This window comes from Nonomuraea sp. bgisy101, assembly GCF_057708945.1.
This window is the reverse complement of sequence record NZ_JBYITD010000037.1, coordinates 1-15193: the sequence shown is the minus strand read 5'-3', so window position 1 is coordinate 15193 and position 15193 is coordinate 1. Positions and strand designations below refer to the sequence as shown.

The following is a 15193-nucleotide window of genomic DNA, read 5'->3' as shown; positions in this document are numbered from 1 at the left end:
CGTTCAAAAGCGGAGGAGGCGCTGTGACCCCCTTGGTCGGCGTCATCGTGACCCTTGGCATGCTGGTCGTCATCCCGCTCGGCCTGCGCCTGCTCGACGTGCGCCCATGGCCGTTCCTCGCCGGCGCGGTGGCGGGCGCGCCCTCGCTGTGGCTGCCCCGAGGCCCGCTCGCCGTGGCCCTCGCGGCCGCGTACGGCGTCGCCACGCTCTACCTGGCCTTTCACGCGCTCCCCCGCCTGCGGGGGCTCGACCCCGCCCGGCTCGCGGCCGCCACCGCGCTGGCCACGCCGTCCGTCGCCGCCGTCTCGCTGATCGCCGAGCGTGGCGGCTACGACCTGCTCGGGTACACGCCGCAGATGCTCGCCCTGACCGTCGCGCACTTCCACTTCGCCGGTTTCGCGGCGGCGCTGGTCGCCGGGCTGGTCGGCAGGGAGTCGGGATCGCCGATCGCGGCTCTGACCGTGCCCGCGGGCACGCTGCTCGTCCTGGGCGGCTACTTCGTGGGCGACTGGGCCGAACTGGCCGGTTCCGCGGTGCTGACGGCGGGCATGTGGTGGGTCGGCTGGCTGGCGTGGCGGCGTTTCCGCGGCGTCTTCCTGCTGTCGGGTGCCGTGTCGGCCGTCACCATGGCGCTGGCCATGGCGTGGGCGGTCGGCGAGGCGACGGGGCTGCCACATCCCCCGCTGGAGACGATGATCGCCACGCACGGCGTCGGCAACGCCTTCGGTTTCGCCCTCTGTGCCGTCGCCGCGCTGCGGCGGCTCGACCCACTGTGAGGCTGTGATGGAGTTCACCTATCCCGACGTCGGCGCCACGCTGACCGGCGAGCTGCCCGACGGCTACCACCACCTGCGCCACTCGCGGGTGCTCAGCTCCTCCTTCGAGGCGGCGGCCGAGGCGCTGATGACCTGGCAGGCGCAGCGACGCGTCGGCCTGCGCCCGCGCGTCTCGGCGCCGAGGGCGGCGCCGGGTGTGGAGATCACCGTACGGCTGGCCGTGCTGGACGCCCCCTGCCGGGTGGTGTGGGTGGTCGAGGAGGCCGACAGGGTCGGCTGGGCCTACGGCACGCTGCCCGGTCATCCCGAGAGCGGCGAGGAGAGCTTCCTCCTCGAGCGCCTGCCCGACGGCAGGGCACGGGTCACGATCACCGTGTTCAGCCGTCCGGGAAGCGCGCTCACCAGGCTCGGCGGCCCACTCGTCCCCGTGGTCCAGCGCGTCTTCCTTCGTCTGTACGCTCGCGCGCTGGACCTTTACTGACGGCCGCGCGGCGAGCAGGATCGGACAGTGTGACCGTGTGCGCACCGAGCGCGGACTCGTGATCAAGGCCGTGCTCGCCGTCGTGGTGGTCGGCGCGGTGGCGCTGGCCCTGTTGTGGGTGTTCCAACGCCGCCTGATCTACCTGCCCGACGCCAGTGTCGTGCCGTCGGCGGGATCGGTCCTGCCGGGCGCGCACGACGTCACGTTCACCACCTCGGACGGGCTCACGCTGACGGCCTGGCACGTCACGGGCGGGCGGCGGGGAGTCACCGTACTGGTGACGGGCGGCAACGCGGGCAACCGCCTGCATCGCGCGCCGCTGGCCGCCGCCCTGGCCCGCGAGGGGTTCGACGTGCTGCTCATGGACTATCGCGGCTACGGCGGCAATCCTGGCTCCCCTTCGGAGGACGGCCTGCTGCGCGACGCCCTCGCCGCGCGCGCCCTGGTGAAGGGGCCGGTCATCTACTTCGGCGAGAGCCTGGGCGCCGCCGTCGCCACCGCGCTGGCGGTGCGGCAGCCGCCCATGGGGCTGCTGCTCCGCTCCCCCTTCACCGATCTGGCGGCGGCGGGCCGCCACCACTACCCGTTCCTGCCCGTCGGGCTTCTCCTGCGCGACCGCCTGCCCGTCGCGGGCCCGCTGGCGTCGGTACGGGTGCCCACCACGGTCGTGTACGGCTCCCGCGACACGATCGTCCCGCCCGCGCTGAGCCGTACGGTGGCCGCCTCCGCCGGAGGGCCGGTCACGCTGGTCGAGGTCGAGGGGGCGGGACACAACGACCTGGCGCTGCTCGACGGACCTGAGGTCGTCGCCGCCGTGGTGGCCCTGGCCGGGTGAGCGCGTCAGGGCAGCCGGTGGTCGAAGACGTAGGAGTGCCCTCCGTCAGGGGCGATGAGGATGCGCAGCTGTCCGCGCAGGCCCTTCAGCCCTCCTGTGCCGGAGCCGGGCACGACCGTGCAGGTGAGCGCGTCGTCGCCCTCGTCGCTTACCGCGTTGTGCTGCAGGACGAACGTGCCCTCACGGTCGCCGATCGAGCCGGAGACCCGTTCCATCGCCACGTACGACCGGGAGTCCTCGTGCTCCGACGACGAGACGATCATGGTGACGGTGCTCGAGCCCTTCAGGTCGCCCTCGAAGGTCTTGCCGAGGGTGACGAAGGCGAGCGAGACGCCGTCGGCGACGTCGTAGGGCTCCTGTGGGGTCCAGCCGAACGTGACGAAGGTTCCTTGTGCGGTCATGGGTCGATCGTCCCCCTCATGCCTGCCATCTTCTGTCAGGTACCGGCGAGGCGCTCCACGACCGGCGCGAACGCCTCCAGGTAGTAGGCGTTGATCGAGATGTAGGAGATGCCGAGGCGCTCCCTCCGCTTCTGCAGCGTCTCGGCCATCTCGTCGGCCGATCCCTTCAGGAATCCCACGCCGTGCGGCTCGCCGCCGACCTGCTGCCTGAGCCACGGCGGCAGGTCGTCGCCGATGGCCGCCAGGTTGAGGTTGAGCTCCAGCCGCGTGAAGCGGTCGCCCGCCACCTCGTACAGCTCGTCGAGCTTGGCGGCGAGCTGGTCCTCGGTGGCCTGCGCGGGCATGGCGAGGGCGATGGTGTCGGCCCTGCTCGCGGCCAGGCGCAGCAGGCGCGGACCGGCGGCGGCGATGAGGATCGGCATCTCGCCTGCCGCGTCGATGGTCTCGGCGAGGCGGGCGACGCGCTCGGCGGGCGTGCCGTACGGGACGCCGAGCTTGGCGGTGTCGGCCTCGGCCCCCGGGCGCCCCGCGCCGAGCCCCAGCTCGAAGCGGCCGTCCGACAGGGTCTGGAGGGTGCGCGCCTCCCACGCCACCTGGCCTGGCGTGCGGTTGGGCGCGCTGAGCACGTACGTGCCGAGGCGCAGGGTCGTCGTCGCGGCGGCCGCGGCGGCCAGCGCGGGGAACGGGGCCAGCGTGCCGAGGGTGTCAGGGATCAGCAGGCTGCCGTAGCCGAGCTGCTCAGCGCGGCGGGCGAGCCCCGTCCATGCCCCGCCGCCGGGCGCGTAGCCCGCGACGGCGCCGAACCTGAAAGGGCGCGTGGTCATCTGGGTCTCCTTCGTCGGATGTGCCCCCACGATCGCCCGTCGGCCGCCGGTGCGGCATCCTCCAGGAGTTGACGGTCGCCGTACTCCGTCAGGAGGAAGCCGGGGCCACGATCTTCACGGGGACGCCCCAGGAGATGAGGCGGAGCGTACTCCTCTTGGAGACGCTCCCGAGCTCGCTGTCCGGCTCGGTCCACCACGTCACCAGCTTGGCCGGCCGTCCCTCGCGGTCGGTGGACAGCTTCCAGAAGATGAAGGCGGGGGCCTGCTTCGCGCTTGCGACCGTGGCGCGGTAGGCGGGCGAGGCCTCGTAGAGCGCGCTGCCGGTGATCATGCCCTTGGTCGCGAGCATGGCCTTCATGGCGGCGGGGTCGAGGACGAGGATCGGGCTGAAGAACGGCGTGCGCGCGCCCGGCCTGCTGGCCGACCTGACCCACTTCTTGCCGATCACGCCGCCCCGCTGGTACGTGGCCCGACCGACGGCGATCGTGCGGACGGCCCCCTTGGCCAGTCCCGACCTGGCCTTGACGTCGTAGGCGACGACTCCCGAGCGGTCGAACTCCACGACACCCCTGCGCTTGCTGATGCTGAAAAGATCGCCGTCGATCATCGTCTTGGCGCGCTCGGTGAACGTCACCCCGTGACCGGGGACGAACTGCTGCCGGAGCGCGACGACCGGGTCAGGAGCGGCGATCAAAAGTAAGGCGCTTACCGCGGCTGTCATCATGGCCGACCATCGTAGTGATTTCCGCCTATCACACCAGATCGCCATAATGGCCCACCATGCAGGAACTAGCGGGCTACGCGGCGGCGATCGCACCCCTGATCGACGCGGTGCACATCGACGTGCACGCCGCCGACCGGCAGCTCGGCGTGGAGTACGTGCGGCGGTCGGGCCTGCGCCCCGGTTTCCTCATCGACCAGCGCTACGTGCTGCCGCTGCGGCCGCTCACCCGCGCGGGACTGGCGACCGTCTACCGGTACGGCACGGCGCGGGAGCAGGCAGCCGAGGTGGAAGGGCAGCTGCTCCAGGGCGCCCTGCGAGAGGACGGGGACGGCGGGCTGCACGCCACGCCGGTCACGCTGGCCTTCATCGAGGGGCTCTACGAGCTGCACGACCGGGCGACGGCCAAGCTGTGGGCCCGGCACGAGGAGCTCGTCTCCGAGCTGGGTGTGCTGCTCGGCAGGCTGCTCGACGGAGCGGAGCGGCTGCCGGGCGGGGCGTTGGAGCTGATGGCTCCGCCGTACGAGCCTGAGGGGGTCTCCCCGGGGGTGGCGCTGTTCAACAGGGTCGCCGCGTTCCGCTACCACCGGGCCGACGCGCACGCCGCCGCGTGGCAGGCGGCCGGGCTCACCGCCCAGGAGGTCGCCTCGCTGCGCGAGGGACCCCTGTGGGAGGCGGTCGAGCGGGACACCAACCTGCGGGCGGCCGTGCCGTACGGGATGCTGACCGAGGCGGAGCGGGCACTGCTGGTTCAGGGCCTGCGGACGCTGTCCGGGATCTGAGCCTCACCCTGCTCGTCGCTGACCAGGGCGTCGATCGCGGCGAAGAAGGCGGCGATGCCCGGCAGGTTGGCGCCCTTGGCGCGCGAGGCGGCGAAGTCGTCGGCCGAGCGCCAGTCGACGATGTCCAGCCACTCGTCGCCGGCCAGCCGTACCAGCCTGGCGCCGAGGAAGCCCGCGCGGTCGGCCTCGAAGTCGGCCACCATCTGCGGCCGCGCGGCTAGCAGCTCGGCTGCGCGTGTCGCCGTGAAGCGGGTCAGTTCGACGAACATCTCGGTCTCCTCCCGATGGGTCTTACTCGCCCCACTATAGTCAAGATTAGTGACTATTTGCCAGTCGCTTTGGATTGCGACGCGCCGAGCCGCCAGGATGCTGCCTGGAATCGCGTGTTTCGCCGCATCTGAGGAGATCGATGGAAGCCGCCGAGATCAGGCGCGCGGTCGAGCTGGAGGACCGCCACTGGTGGTACAGGGAGCGGCGGGCCATCCTCGCGCGCGAACTGCGCAGGATCGGACGTCCGGGCCGCGCGCTCGACGTCGGCGCGGCCGGCGGCGGCAACACCAGGGTCTTCCAGCGGTACGGCTGGCACGCCCTGGCCGCCGACCAGTCCGACACCGCCGTCGCCTACGCCAGGGAGCGCGGTCTCGACGCCATCAAGGCCGACCTGCGCGCGCTTCCCTTGGGCGACGCCGAATACGACCTGGTGACGGCGCTGGACGTGCTGGAGCACATCGACGACGACCACGCCGCCGCGGCCGAGATCGCCAGGGTGCTGAAGCCCGGCGGCACCGCGTTCATCGCCGTTCCCTGCGACATGCGCCTGTGGTCGGCGCACGACGTCGCCCTCGGCCACCACCGCCGCTACACGCGCGAAGGCCTGGCAGAGGTGATCAGGAGCTCGGGGCTGGTGATCGAGCGGCTGTGGAGCTGGAACGTCCTGCTGCGGCCCGTGGCGGCCTTCCGCAGGCGCAACGCGACCGGCTGCGACCTGGAGGAACTGCCCGCCCTCGTGAACCTGGCGCTGACCGCCGTCGTGGCGGCCGAGCGGTACCTGCCCCTCTCGTGGCTGCCCGGAGTCTCGCTGATGGCCCGCGCGCGGCGGCGTCTGTGACCTCGACCGTGGAAGGGGAACGCCTGCCTCTACCTGCTGTTGCGCACCGCCATGCCCGCCGCGGCGGCCAACCTGTTCGGCGCCGGCGGCCACCGCCGTCGTCAACACCGAGGCGAACCGGCTGGACCTTCAACCGGTGCGCGCTGGGCGGAGGGGACGGCGCTGGTGTGCGCCTCGCTGGCGGTCACGGCGATCCGCTACACGCTGCCGGACCGCTGGGTCTTCCCCCGCCTGTGACCGGCGGCGGTCAGAGCGGCGGCAGCCGGCGCACCATGACGCCGACGAGCTGGTCGCCCCGCACGAAGCCGAAGGCCCGGGAATCCCAGCTGGCGTTCGCGTTGTCGCCCTGCACGACGAGGGCACGCCGAGGCACGACGGTCTCCGGGACGTCGCTCAGCGCAGGGAAGCGCTCTCTCGGCACGGGATCGCCGGGCACCGCGGCCGCCCGCTTGACGAGCAGCCGCCAGCCGGGCCGATCCCTCTTCACCAGCTCCACCTCGGCGCCCGGTTCGAGGCCCGGTGGCGGCTCGTACAGCATGGGAGGGTCAGGGATCCGGACAACCACGATCTGGCCGACGCGGACCCGTCTGGCCCTGCGTACGAGCAGCCTGTCGCCGGAGCGGAACGAGGGCTCCATGCTCGGCCCCTCGACGGTGGCGACCAGATAGCTCCGGCGGATCCACCACAGCGAGGCCCCCGCCGCCAGCGCGCCGCACGCCGGGAGCAGCAGCCTGCCCCACTTCACCGCGCCTCCTGGTATCCCGCGGCCTGGAGCCGGAACAGCCGGGCGTAGTGACCGTCCGCCTCGAGCAGCTCCTCGTGGGGTCCCTGCTCGGCGATCCGCCCCTCGTGCAGCACGGCGATGAGGTCGGCGTCCCGTACGGCGCTGAGCCTGTGAGAGATGAGCAGGCTCGTACGGCCGGCCCGATACTCCCTGATGCGGGTATGGACCTCGTGCTCGGCCTCCGGGTCGAGGCCGGAGCTGGGCTCGTCGAGGATCATCAGGTCCCTGCCGTCGCGGACGAGGGCCCTGGCCAGGGCGAGACGCTGCCACTGCCCGCCGGACAGCACCACGCCCGTCTCCGCGTCGCCTTTGTCGGCCTCGGAGAAGAAGATGCGCGTGAGCAGGGTGTCGTACCCGCGCGGAAGCCCGGAGAGCGTCTCGTCCACGCCGGCGCGGACGGCCGCCTCCCTGATGCGGACCGGGTCCCCCAAAGCGGCCAGGTCGCCGAGTCCGATGTTCTCGGCGGCGGTCATGTCGTAGTTCATATGGTCCTGGAACACGGCGCTGATCCGCTCGCGCAACGCGGCGGGAGGGATGTCCCGCAGGTCCACACCGTCCCACAGGATCCGGCCGCGCGTCGGGTCGTACATCCTGCACAGCAGTCTGATGAGGGTGCTCTTGCCCGCGCCGTTCAGCCCGACGAGGGCCACCGACCGGCCGTGCGGAACCGTCAGATCGACCCCGCGCAGCACCCAGGGATGGTCGTCGCTGTAGCGGAACCACACGTCCTGCAGCTCGATGCCCCGGCGCAGGGCGGGAGCCGTGCCCTCGTCGGCGCTCGGCAGGTCCGGCTCGGCCCTGGTCACCGCGACGTAGTGCGAGAAGGTGAGCAGCCGCTGGTGGGCGGAGGCGACCGAGGAGATGAGCGTGTTCAGCCCGGCCTGCACGCCGCCGATGGCCGCGACGAACATGGCGACGTCGCCGACGCTGAGCGAGCCGCGGCGGGCGGCCGTGATCGCCCACCACAGTCCGGCGCCTGCGACCACCGCGCTCAGCACGGTCAGGCCGCCTTGAGCGACCAGTTCACGGCGGTCCATCCGGGATTCTGCGGCGTTCGCCTCGCGCCGCTCGGCCATCATCCGGGCACGCAGGAACGCGCCGACGCCGAACAGCCGGATCTCCGTGGCAGCCTGGACGCCGGTAAGCAGACGGCTGTAAAAGAACTCGCGCCGGTGGATCTGCTCGGTGTCCCACTGCACGGCGGCCCGTCTCCGCGACAGCAGCAGTTCGGCGACGAGCGCCGGGACGGCGGCCAGCACCACGAGCGCCGTCATGGCGGGGCTGAGGACCAGCAGCGAACCCACGAAGCCGGCGAGGGACAGGATGCCGTGCAGACCGCCGAAGATGCCGTTGACGAGGTCGCCGGTGGTCCCTGCCCCCTCCTGGGCCAGGCGTAAGCGGTCGAGGAAGACCGGATCCTCGAAACGCCGCAGACCGACCTGCCGCTCGGCCTCCGCGAACAGCCTGTCGGTCGCCTCCGCCCCGGCCCTGCGACCGATCTCGGCGCGCAGGTAGCGGCCGATCCCCGGCAGCGCCGCGGCGGCCAGACCCGCCGCGGCCAGCCCGATCGCGAGCCCGGCGACCGCGCCGTCCGGGGTGGTCAACCGGTCGAGGACGGATTTGGTCAGCCACGCGGCGGCGATGGGCGCCGCAGCCTCGGCGATCGTCAAGACGGCCTGGCCGATCACCCCTCCTGGCGCCGACCGCCAGGTCAGCGACAGGGCCGCCGCGGCGGCCGAGGCCAGCTCCCGGATCCCGGCCTGCCGAATCGCCCCGTGGGAGGTCATGCCGACGACGCGATGGAGAGGTCTTCCAGGCGGCCGCCTGCGGCGACGACGCGGTGATCGGAACCAAGCAGGTAGAGCGCCGGGGTCCAGGTGTTCTGGAATGCGCCGGCCACGGGGCCGTCGTAGTCCTCCACGATCACGCGGGCCACAGGTTCGAGCGCGCTGACCGCCTCCGGGTCGTCCCCCGCGACGACCGCCAGCACGTTCTCCCGTCCGAGTGTGCGGGCGTGCTCGGCGAAGCGGGGCAGGAGCTTGTGGCAGGGTTCGCATCCCGCGGAGAAGAACCCGACCAGACCGGTGACCGTGTCGTGGGACACCGTCTCCCCGTCGACGGTCTCGGCGGCGAACTCGCCGACCGGTGCGCCGGGCCGCAACGCGATGGGGGGACCGGCGGCCGGAGCGGCGCCCACGCCCGTGTGCCTCGTCCGGCGGATGAGAGCGAGGGTGAGCAGCAGGTTGAACACGCACAGCAGGCCGATGATCACGACTGCGGCAGTCAGGAAGGGCATCAGGTGTTCCTAGCGAAGAGATCGACGATGTCGTCGAAAGAGACGATCAGAATCGTCCCGATCAGGCCCGCGCCCAGTGCCATGGACGTCCCGGCGAGCACCGGCGAGCCACCGGGCAGGAGCACGGCGAGCGAGGCGGCGGCGATCAGGAGGCTGTTGCGGACCAGGTGACGAGCGCCCAGGGGCGCGGCGGACGCGCCGAAACAGCGGCACGGGGCACGCTGCCCCCTCCTCAGCGCGATGGCGATCGCCGCGGTGAACGCGACGAGCAGTCCGCCGGCGAGCGCGAGGCCGTACGGCGTGGCCGCCGGCACGGCGACCAGGATCGGGACCAGCGCCTCCAGGGCCACCACCACCGCGGCCAGCGGCCTGACGGCCCGGCCCGGGACAGTGACAAGCGCGGGAAGCGACCGGGCGAACCCCTGGAAGTCACGCAGTTTCGACACCGCCGTGACCGCGAAGACCAGGCCCACCAGGCAGACGCATCCGATCCGCACGTACTCCATCCGCCTACCTCCACCGGTCGGCGGGCGGTGGTGGCCCACCGCCCGCCGGAAGCCAGCCCAACTACATCATCAACAAGTGCCGACCCTGACGGTCGTGCACCCCTCGTTCAGGCAGCACTGGCGCAGGTACCTGACGCCGCCAGAGCAGTAGTAGTAGTTGCTGCAGCCCGCCTCCACGGTCGCCTTGTGGGCGACCCGTGCCAGCAGACGATCGACGAGACCGATCATGATGTCTCCTCTCCGGCATTCAGCCGAGACGATGGTGATCAAGATAATCCGGTCTTCCGGATTACGGCGCAACGGTCGAGATCAAATACGCCGAAGATGATCAATACATCGAGCTATCCGATATTCCGGACATGCCCTAATCGTCCCTCTCGGAGACTCAAACCACCGGTTGTGCGGAGAGCGGAGGGCTCCAGAGCGCATCACTTCACCGCGCGGCTCGACAGCCGAGCACGGCACCTGTCAACGCGCCCCACCCGGACTCAGGGCCGCACGAACGGAACACGTCCGGCCCCTCGGCGCATCGGAGTCCGTACGGCGGCGTCCCAACGGAGGCGAGGGCACGCCAGGCCGTTCGCTGTGGAGCCGGTGACGGCTTACTCGAACACCGCGTCGCAGGTGGAAGAGCTTCGCCAGGCACCGAGCGGTCTGACCAGCAGGCGACGGTGACATGGGCATCGCATGGACCCAGGTCCGGGTACGGCGCCACTGACACGTGTCGCGCCGGCAGGTGATGCGCCACCTTCGGCCGGATCCGCCTGGGTCTCGGGTGCGGTCATGCCAGGGGGATCCTGGGGGATCGCCTGACAGCCGGCGTCGTGAATCCCTCCAAGAGTTGGCGACTGCGATCTTCACCGTCATTGTCAGGATCTTCTGGACGTCGCTGTTGTAACGTGCTGCCGTCGATTTGTCGCGGTCAAGACGGGGGCCGCGTTCGCTGCCGCCGACGTCTGCGTCGTCGCGGCTGTCGACCGAGATGATCAGGGCCGGTCGGGCGCCGCACGAGCGGGCCGACCGGCCGATCGACGATTGGAGCACTGTGCGAGGAAGGTCTTCTCTGCTTGCCGCCGCCTTCGTGGCGATGGCAACGCTGTTACCCATATCGTCGGCGGTCGCGGCGGCCCCTGGAGACGGAGCCACGGCGACCCCGACAGCTTCGGGAACCCCGACGGCTTCGGGAACCCCGACGACATCGTCGACTCCGACGGCGTCCTCGACCCCGGCCACCTCGGCAACCCCGACCCCCGCGAAGGGCCGCATCGCCTGGGCTCCGTGCGAGGAGGAGCCTTCCGCCGAGTGTGGCAAGCTGGCGGTGCCGATCGACTGGTCCCGTCCGAACGGGCCCACCATCGACCTGGCCATCGCCCGCCGCAAGGCCACCGACCCCGCGGCCCGCGTCGGATCCCTGGTGATCAACCCGGGCGGTCCTGGCGGGTCGGGCGTGGAGGCCGCCTACGGCGCTCCTGGCTTCTTCACCGAGGAACTGCGGAAGCGGTTCGACATCGTCGGCTTCGACCCTCGGGGTGTGGGCCGCAGTCACCCGGTGATCTGCTCGGCGTCGGTGTTCAACCAGATGCCGTACGCCGTCATGAAGAGCCAGGCCGACTTCGTCAGGTGGACCGCCTACGCCAAGAAGCTGCGCGCGGATTGCCGGGCACGTACTGGCCCGCTGTACGACCACGTCGACTCGGCCAACGTCGCGCGCGACGTGGACGCCCTGCGCGCCGCGCTGGGCGAGGAGAAGCTCACCTACTACGGGATCTCGTACGGGACGCTGATCGGCCAGATGTACGCCGAGTTGTTCCCGAGCCGGATCCGGGCCATGGCCCTGGACAGCAACATGGACCACAGCCTCGGCGTCAAGGCCTTCCTCGACACCGAGGCAGCAGCCGTCGAGGACGCCTTCGACCAGTTCGTCGGCTGGTGCGACCAGGAGCCCGGCTGCGCCCTGCACGGCAAGGACGTCCGGGCGGTGTGGGAGAGAATCCTGGCCAAGGCGCGCAGCGGCCGGCTGTACTACCCGGGCGTCACGGACCGCCCGATGACGGAGATCCAGGTCCAGTGGCAGGGTGTGTTGGGCACCGAAGGGCCTGCCTGGCAGCTGCTGAGCGAGATGCTTCGCGCCCTTGACGGCGGAGAGCCCCCGTCGTGGGTGCCCCCGCTGCCCGGCCGGCAGCCCGTTCCGGGGGAAATCGCCCAGCTGCCCACCGCGGTCCTCTGCCAGGACTACAACCTGCGAGTGCGCAGCTACAAGGAATACGCCTGGCTGCTGCGCAGCTCCAACCGCCGCGCCCCTGACATGCGCTACAACCCGATGCCGATCGAGGACCTGCCCGTCTGCCTCGACCACCCCACCACCAACCCGCAGCACCGGCTCCGCTACACGGGCAGCGCTCCGATCCTGCTGGGCAACTCCCTGCACGACCCAGCCACCCCGTACTCCTGGTCCGCCAACGTGGCCCGGCAGCTCGGCCCCAAGGCGCGCCTGATCACCTACGAGGGCTGGGGTCACCGCATCTACGGCAAGGACGAGTGCAGCACGGTGCCGATCGACAACTACCTGATCTCGCTAACCCTGCCTCCGCACGGCTTCCGCTGCCCCGTGGGCGGCAGAGTCGAGACCATGCTCAAGAAGCAGCAGCGTGAGCTGTGGCCGACGGACAACCTCCCCTGGGGCGCTGCGCTGTCGACCTCCTCCCGCCTGCGGCCGACCACGACCGCTGCCGGCACGTCCAGGACGTCCGGCTGAGCTCCGACCAGCTGCGACCCGGCTCCGACCATGCCGTCGGAGCCGGACGCCCACGCCAGGGGCGAGACGAAGGCGGCGCGGCGGCGCGTGGCCGTCCGGGCCAGGCCGTACTGGCGACGTTCCGCAGGTGACGGCATCCTCGACGGGACCCGAGAGGAGCCCCGCAGGTCAGGCGAGAGGCGGCGCGCTCGGCGCTAAGCCTTCCCCTCTGCCACGACACCCGTATCGCCCTCGGCATGAGTACCGGAATACGGGTGTCGCCGGATCAGGATGCGGAGTGCTTCCTGGGACGGGGATCCCTCCTCGGCGGTGTGGACGACCAGGGCGAGATCGGGGTGGCCGGGCAGCCGGAGGGTCTCGTAGGTCAATTCGAGCTCGCCGACCAGCGGATGCCTGTACAGGTGGCTGCCGTGCTCCGGGGCCTTGATGTCGTGCTCCGCCCAGATCTGGCGGAACTCGCGGCTGGCGGACGACAGCTCCTCGAGCTGTCCGTGTGCTCCTCCGCCGCCGCCGGGGTGGGGCGCGCCAGCCGGTGCAGATGCTCGCGTTCCGCCGGGTCCAGACGCAGGGCCCTGGCCACCGCGTCCAGGACCTCCGCCGAGAACTGCAGGCTCCGCCCGCCACGCATGAAGGAGACCGGATCATGACCCTCTTCGTCATCGCCGAGTTCCTCGCCGCGCCCGGCCAGCATGATCGGCTCCGCACAGCGCTGGAAGCCCTGATCGAGCCGACGCTGGACGAACCCGGCTGCCTCGCCTACCGGGCCTACGCCGACCCCAACGACCCCGCCCGCATGGTGATCGTGGAGCGGTGGGAGAACCGGCAGGCCTTCGACGAGCACTTCACCACCCCCCACCTGCGTCACGCCCAGCGGGTCCTTGACCGGATACTCGCCCGGCCACTGACCCTTCGCACCTTGGTCGAGGCGCCATAGCGATCAGGCCGGCCGCACTCGGCGTCGTCCCGCTCACCACGCGCCTCGTAGGTCCTGTCGGTCAGCTGACCAGCCGCTGCCGGCGGGAGCGGGCGAGAGCCAGCCCGCCGAGGGCCGTGCCGATCAACCCCACCACCAGGGCCACGACGGCCCCGGCCAGCCCGTTGCCGGTGCCGATGCCACCGTCGGAGGTGGCGACGACCGACCCACCGACGGCCACGCTGATCAGCCCCGCCAGCAGGGCGACGATGGCCCACCTTCGCCGGTTGACGGTGCCGATACGACCGGTGAGAACCAGCCCACCGATCGCTACGGCGGTCAGCCCGACCAGTGCGGCCACGATGGCTCCGAGCCGCCCGGCGCTCAGGTAGGAGATACCGGGGGCGTCGGGCGGTCCGAGCAGACCGGCTGCGGCGGTGGCAAGAAAGTGACGGATGGACATGGGTGCTCTTCTCTACGGGAAGTCTCTGAGTACTCGGGATCGGGCAACTGCGCGAGCGCTATCGCCAGTTGCCGTTCTGCTCGACGAAGGCCTGCCCGGTGATCGGCTTGCCCCGGTACCGTCCGGTGACGGTGGCCGCGCCCTCGTAGAGGCCGCCGAAGGCGCTCTGGAGCTCGTGTCCCGGCTTGGCGACGACGGTGAGACCGGTATCCAGCGCGGGGATGTTCACGATCCACCGCGTGCCGTACCGCTGCCCGCTGGTCGGGCTGGTCCAGAAGCCGGAGGTGCGGCGAAATCGCATCTGTTCACGCGGCCGGCGTCATCCCCGGGGCGAGCCCGAAGCACGTGTTCGTGGACAGGGGCGGTGGGTCACCGAGCTTCTTGATCGAGATTGCCGTGAGCCTCCGCCGAAAGGTCCTGCCAGTCGGCCCAGGTCTTGAGCCGGTCGGCGTAGACCTTCTGGATCATCGGGTAGAAGCCCTGGCCGAACAGCACCCGCAGGGGCGGGTTGTCGGCGTCGACGAGCTTGAGGAGTGCCTGGGCCGCGGCGGCCGGGTCACCGGCGGGCTGCTTTCCTGCGATCGCGCCGAGGCGCCGGCGGAGGCCGTCGTAGGCCGGGTTGAGCTGGGCCATGTGGCCGTTGTTGAGCGGGTCGGGGTTCTTGCCGGAGCGGGTGGCGAACCCGCCGGGCTCGATGATGGTCACCTTGACGCCGAAGTCGGCGACCTCGCCGGCGAGGGCTTCGTTCAGGCCCTCCAGCGCCCACTTGGAGGCGTGGTAGGCGCCGCCGAGCGGCATGGCGATGACCCCGGCCGCCGAGGACAGCTGGATGATGCGGCCCGAGCGCTGCTCGCGCAGATAGGGCAGTGCGGCCTGCACGACCCACACCGCGCCGAACAGGTTGGTCTCCATCTGGTCGCGCAGCTCCTGCTCGGTCAGCTCCTCGATCGCGCCGACCTGGGCGTAGCCGGCGTTGTTCACGATGACGTCGAGGCGGCCGAAGTGTTCCTTGGCCCGCTTCACGCTCTCGAAGACGGCGGCCTTGTCGGTCACGTCCATCTCGAGCGGGAGCAGCGCGTCGCCGTAGGCGGCGACCAGCGCGTCCAGGCTTGCGGTGTTCCGGACGGCCGCGGCCACCTTGTCGCCGCGGGACAGGGCGGCCTCGACGAAGTCGCGGCCGAGGCCGCGGGACGAACCGGTGACGAACCAGACCTTGCTCATGATGTCTTTCCGTTCTTTCTGCGGTGGCGATTGCGCGGCGGTCACCACGCAACGGGCCGAGGCGATCACTCGTGGAGTCGGGTGCCGCTCGCATCGTCTTGACGACCATGAGGCGCCGGTGGCCCGGCCCTTGTGACAGCGCGGTCATGTGATGTGCGCCACCGGTCATGGGTGTCACACAGCGGTGAGGGCCGGAGTCTCGTGTATGGAGCACAGTCGAGTGAACGGGGCAGGAGCCGGCCATGAACGAGCGCAGCGAGCCGACGACGGGCACAGGCGAGCCGATCGCCGGTGACGACCGGATGGACTCCGCCACCGAGGCGTTCG

21 protein-coding genes are annotated in these 15193 nt (G+C 71.2%); 8 read left to right on the top strand and 13 right to left on the bottom strand.

Features of this window, described 5'->3' with window-relative positions; genetic code table 11:
- Positions 1-23 precede the first annotated feature (23 nt).
- Genes AC3EO4_RS45380 through AC3EO4_RS45370 form a run of 3 tightly spaced genes read left to right on the top strand, consistent with a single transcriptional unit; the run spans position 24 to position 2092 of the window.
- Positions 24-776: a YndJ family protein gene (locus AC3EO4_RS45380; RefSeq protein ID WP_431902070.1), complete on the top strand. Its 753-nt coding sequence runs from the start codon at positions 24-26 to the stop codon at positions 774-776.
- 7 nt (positions 777-783) lie between these two features.
- Positions 784-1257, top strand: coding sequence for a DUF1990 domain-containing protein (locus AC3EO4_RS45375; RefSeq protein WP_431902068.1), 474 nt, complete (start codon positions 784-786; stop codon positions 1255-1257).
- Between the two features lie 37 nt (positions 1258-1294).
- Positions 1295-2092 (top strand): alpha/beta hydrolase, encoded by a 798-nt coding sequence (locus AC3EO4_RS45370; RefSeq protein WP_431902065.1) that lies wholly within the window; start codon positions 1295-1297, stop codon positions 2090-2092.
- Between the two features lie 5 nt (positions 2093-2097).
- Here AC3EO4_RS45370 and AC3EO4_RS45365 read toward each other — a convergent pair whose 3' ends face one another.
- The 3 genes from AC3EO4_RS45365 to AC3EO4_RS45355 all read right to left on the bottom strand — a co-directional run bounded on the left by AC3EO4_RS45365 (position 2098) and on the right by AC3EO4_RS45355 (position 4041).
- Positions 2098-2493: a DUF3224 domain-containing protein gene (locus AC3EO4_RS45365; protein ID WP_379573506.1), complete on the bottom strand. Its 396-nt coding sequence runs from the start codon at positions 2491-2493 to the stop codon at positions 2098-2100.
- 35 nt (positions 2494-2528) lie between these two features.
- Complete coding sequence (locus tag AC3EO4_RS45360) at positions 2529-3317, bottom strand: LLM class flavin-dependent oxidoreductase (RefSeq protein WP_431902062.1); 789 nt, start codon at positions 3315-3317, stop codon at positions 2529-2531.
- An 88-nt stretch (positions 3318-3405) separates the two neighbouring features.
- Positions 3406-4041, bottom strand: a complete 636-nt coding sequence (locus AC3EO4_RS45355) for a thioredoxin domain-containing protein (RefSeq protein ID WP_431902059.1) — start codon at positions 4039-4041, stop codon at positions 3406-3408.
- A gap of 56 nt (positions 4042-4097) precedes the next feature.
- Between AC3EO4_RS45355 and AC3EO4_RS45350 the strand changes: the two genes are divergently transcribed.
- The gene (locus AC3EO4_RS45350; protein WP_431902056.1) at positions 4098-4820 is read left to right on the top strand and encodes a hypothetical protein; all 723 of its coding nucleotides are present in this window, start codon (positions 4098-4100) and stop codon (positions 4818-4820) included.
- On the opposite strand, the gene AC3EO4_RS45345 is transcribed toward AC3EO4_RS45350, so the two are convergent.
- Positions 4790-5089: a hypothetical protein gene (locus tag AC3EO4_RS45345; RefSeq protein ID WP_379573502.1), complete on the bottom strand. Its 300-nt coding sequence runs from the start codon at positions 5087-5089 to the stop codon at positions 4790-4792. The genes AC3EO4_RS45350 and AC3EO4_RS45345 overlap by 31 nt on opposite strands.
- Before the next feature lie 140 nt (positions 5090-5229).
- On the opposite strand from AC3EO4_RS45345, the gene AC3EO4_RS45340 reads away from it, so the two are divergent.
- A complete protein-coding gene (locus AC3EO4_RS45340; RefSeq protein ID WP_431902053.1) occupies positions 5230-5928 on the top strand; it encodes a class I SAM-dependent methyltransferase in 699 nt (232 codons plus the stop codon).
- A gap of 39 nt (positions 5929-5967) precedes the next feature.
- Positions 5968-6165 carry a hypothetical protein gene (locus AC3EO4_RS45335; RefSeq protein ID WP_431902050.1) on the top strand — a complete coding sequence of 66 codons (198 nt, stop codon included), beginning with the start codon at positions 5968-5970 and terminating at the stop codon, positions 6163-6165.
- A 10-nt stretch (positions 6166-6175) separates the two neighbouring features.
- Here the strand turns inward: AC3EO4_RS45335 and AC3EO4_RS45330 are convergent, their stop codons facing one another.
- The 5 genes from AC3EO4_RS45330 to AC3EO4_RS45310 all read right to left on the bottom strand — a co-directional run bounded on the left by AC3EO4_RS45330 (position 6176) and on the right by AC3EO4_RS45310 (position 9742).
- Positions 6176-6673, bottom strand: coding sequence for a S26 family signal peptidase (locus tag AC3EO4_RS45330; RefSeq protein ID WP_379573499.1), 498 nt, complete (start codon positions 6671-6673; stop codon positions 6176-6178).
- Positions 6670-8499 carry an ABC transporter ATP-binding protein gene (locus AC3EO4_RS45325; RefSeq protein WP_431902047.1) on the bottom strand — a complete coding sequence of 610 codons (1830 nt, stop codon included), beginning with the start codon at positions 8497-8499 and terminating at the stop codon, positions 6670-6672. The genes AC3EO4_RS45330 and AC3EO4_RS45325 overlap by 4 nt, the downstream gene beginning before the upstream one ends.
- Positions 8496-9008 carry a TlpA family protein disulfide reductase gene (locus tag AC3EO4_RS45320; protein ID WP_379573497.1) on the bottom strand — a complete coding sequence of 171 codons (513 nt, stop codon included), beginning with the start codon at positions 9006-9008 and terminating at the stop codon, positions 8496-8498. Before AC3EO4_RS45320 ends, AC3EO4_RS45325 begins: the two co-directional genes overlap by 4 nt.
- Positions 9008-9514: a MauE/DoxX family redox-associated membrane protein gene (locus AC3EO4_RS45315; RefSeq protein ID WP_379573496.1), complete on the bottom strand. Its 507-nt coding sequence runs from the start codon at positions 9512-9514 to the stop codon at positions 9008-9010. The genes AC3EO4_RS45320 and AC3EO4_RS45315 overlap by 1 nt, the downstream gene beginning before the upstream one ends.
- 69 nt (positions 9515-9583) lie before the next feature.
- Positions 9584-9742, bottom strand: coding sequence for a hypothetical protein (locus tag AC3EO4_RS45310; RefSeq protein WP_379573495.1), 159 nt, complete (start codon positions 9740-9742; stop codon positions 9584-9586).
- Positions 9743-10832: 1090 nt separating this feature from the next.
- On the opposite strand from AC3EO4_RS45310, the gene AC3EO4_RS45305 reads away from it, so the two are divergent.
- Positions 10833-12269, top strand: a complete 1437-nt coding sequence (locus tag AC3EO4_RS45305; protein ID WP_379573493.1) for an alpha/beta fold hydrolase — start codon at positions 10833-10835, stop codon at positions 12267-12269.
- Between the two features lie 194 nt (positions 12270-12463).
- Here the strand turns inward: AC3EO4_RS45305 and AC3EO4_RS45300 are convergent, their stop codons facing one another.
- Complete coding sequence (locus AC3EO4_RS45300) at positions 12464-12745, bottom strand: MmyB family transcriptional regulator (RefSeq protein ID WP_431902170.1); 282 nt, start codon at positions 12743-12745, stop codon at positions 12464-12466.
- 167 nt (positions 12746-12912) lie between these two features.
- On the opposite strand from AC3EO4_RS45300, the gene AC3EO4_RS45295 reads away from it, so the two are divergent.
- A complete protein-coding gene (locus AC3EO4_RS45295; RefSeq protein ID WP_431902042.1) occupies positions 12913-13203 on the top strand; it encodes a putative quinol monooxygenase in 291 nt (96 codons plus the stop codon).
- Positions 13204-13264: 61 nt separating this feature from the next.
- Here the strand turns inward: AC3EO4_RS45295 and AC3EO4_RS45290 are convergent, their stop codons facing one another.
- The 3 genes from AC3EO4_RS45290 to AC3EO4_RS45280 form a co-directional block, all read right to left on the bottom strand.
- Positions 13265-13645, bottom strand: a complete 381-nt coding sequence (locus AC3EO4_RS45290) for a DUF6223 family protein (RefSeq protein WP_379573491.1) — start codon at positions 13643-13645, stop codon at positions 13265-13267.
- A gap of 58 nt (positions 13646-13703) precedes the next feature.
- Positions 13704-13946 carry a lipocalin family protein gene (locus AC3EO4_RS45285; RefSeq protein ID WP_379573490.1) on the bottom strand — a complete coding sequence of 81 codons (243 nt, stop codon included), beginning with the start codon at positions 13944-13946 and terminating at the stop codon, positions 13704-13706.
- 68 nt (positions 13947-14014) lie between these two features.
- Positions 14015-14866 (bottom strand): SDR family NAD(P)-dependent oxidoreductase, encoded by an 852-nt coding sequence (locus AC3EO4_RS45280; protein WP_379573489.1) that lies wholly within the window; start codon positions 14864-14866, stop codon positions 14015-14017.
- Between the last annotated feature and the right edge of the window lie 327 nt (positions 14867-15193).

Excerpts from the sequence above, each read along its gene's own strand:
- AC3EO4_RS45375 (WP_431902068.1), top strand. The coding sequence starts at position 784 with ATGGAGTTCACCTATCCCGACGTCGGCGCCACGCTGACCGGCGAGCTG.
- AC3EO4_RS45365 (WP_379573506.1), bottom strand. The coding sequence starts at position 2,493 with ATGACCGCACAAGGAACCTTCGTCACGTTCGGCTGGACCCCACAGGAG.
- AC3EO4_RS45360 (WP_431902062.1), bottom strand. The coding sequence starts at position 3,317 with ATGACCACGCGCCCTTTCAGGTTCGGCGCCGTCGCGGGCTACGCGCCC.
- AC3EO4_RS45355 (WP_431902059.1), bottom strand. The coding sequence starts at position 4,041 with ATGATGACAGCCGCGGTAAGCGCCTTACTTTTGATCGCCGCTCCTGAC.
- AC3EO4_RS45350 (WP_431902056.1), top strand. The coding sequence starts at position 4,098 with ATGCAGGAACTAGCGGGCTACGCGGCGGCGATCGCACCCCTGATCGAC.
- AC3EO4_RS45345 (WP_379573502.1), bottom strand. The coding sequence starts at position 5,089 with ATGTTCGTCGAACTGACCCGCTTCACGGCGACACGCGCAGCCGAGCTG.
- AC3EO4_RS45340 (WP_431902053.1), top strand. The coding sequence starts at position 5,230 with ATGGAAGCCGCCGAGATCAGGCGCGCGGTCGAGCTGGAGGACCGCCAC.
- AC3EO4_RS45325 (WP_431902047.1), bottom strand. The coding sequence starts at position 8,499 with ATGACCTCCCACGGGGCGATTCGGCAGGCCGGGATCCGGGAGCTGGCC.
- AC3EO4_RS45320 (WP_379573497.1), bottom strand. The coding sequence starts at position 9,008 with ATGCCCTTCCTGACTGCCGCAGTCGTGATCATCGGCCTGCTGTGCGTG.
- AC3EO4_RS45315 (WP_379573496.1), bottom strand. The coding sequence starts at position 9,514 with ATGGAGTACGTGCGGATCGGATGCGTCTGCCTGGTGGGCCTGGTCTTC.
- AC3EO4_RS45310 (WP_379573495.1), bottom strand. The coding sequence starts at position 9,742 with ATGATCGGTCTCGTCGATCGTCTGCTGGCACGGGTCGCCCACAAGGCG.
- AC3EO4_RS45295 (WP_431902042.1), top strand. The coding sequence starts at position 12,913 with ATGACCCTCTTCGTCATCGCCGAGTTCCTCGCCGCGCCCGGCCAGCAT.
- AC3EO4_RS45290 (WP_379573491.1), bottom strand. The coding sequence starts at position 13,645 with ATGTCCATCCGTCACTTTCTTGCCACCGCCGCAGCCGGTCTGCTCGGA.
- AC3EO4_RS45285 (WP_379573490.1), bottom strand. The coding sequence starts at position 13,946 with ATGCGATTTCGCCGCACCTCCGGCTTCTGGACCAGCCCGACCAGCGGG.
- AC3EO4_RS45280 (WP_379573489.1), bottom strand. The coding sequence starts at position 14,866 with ATGAGCAAGGTCTGGTTCGTCACCGGTTCGTCCCGCGGCCTCGGCCGC.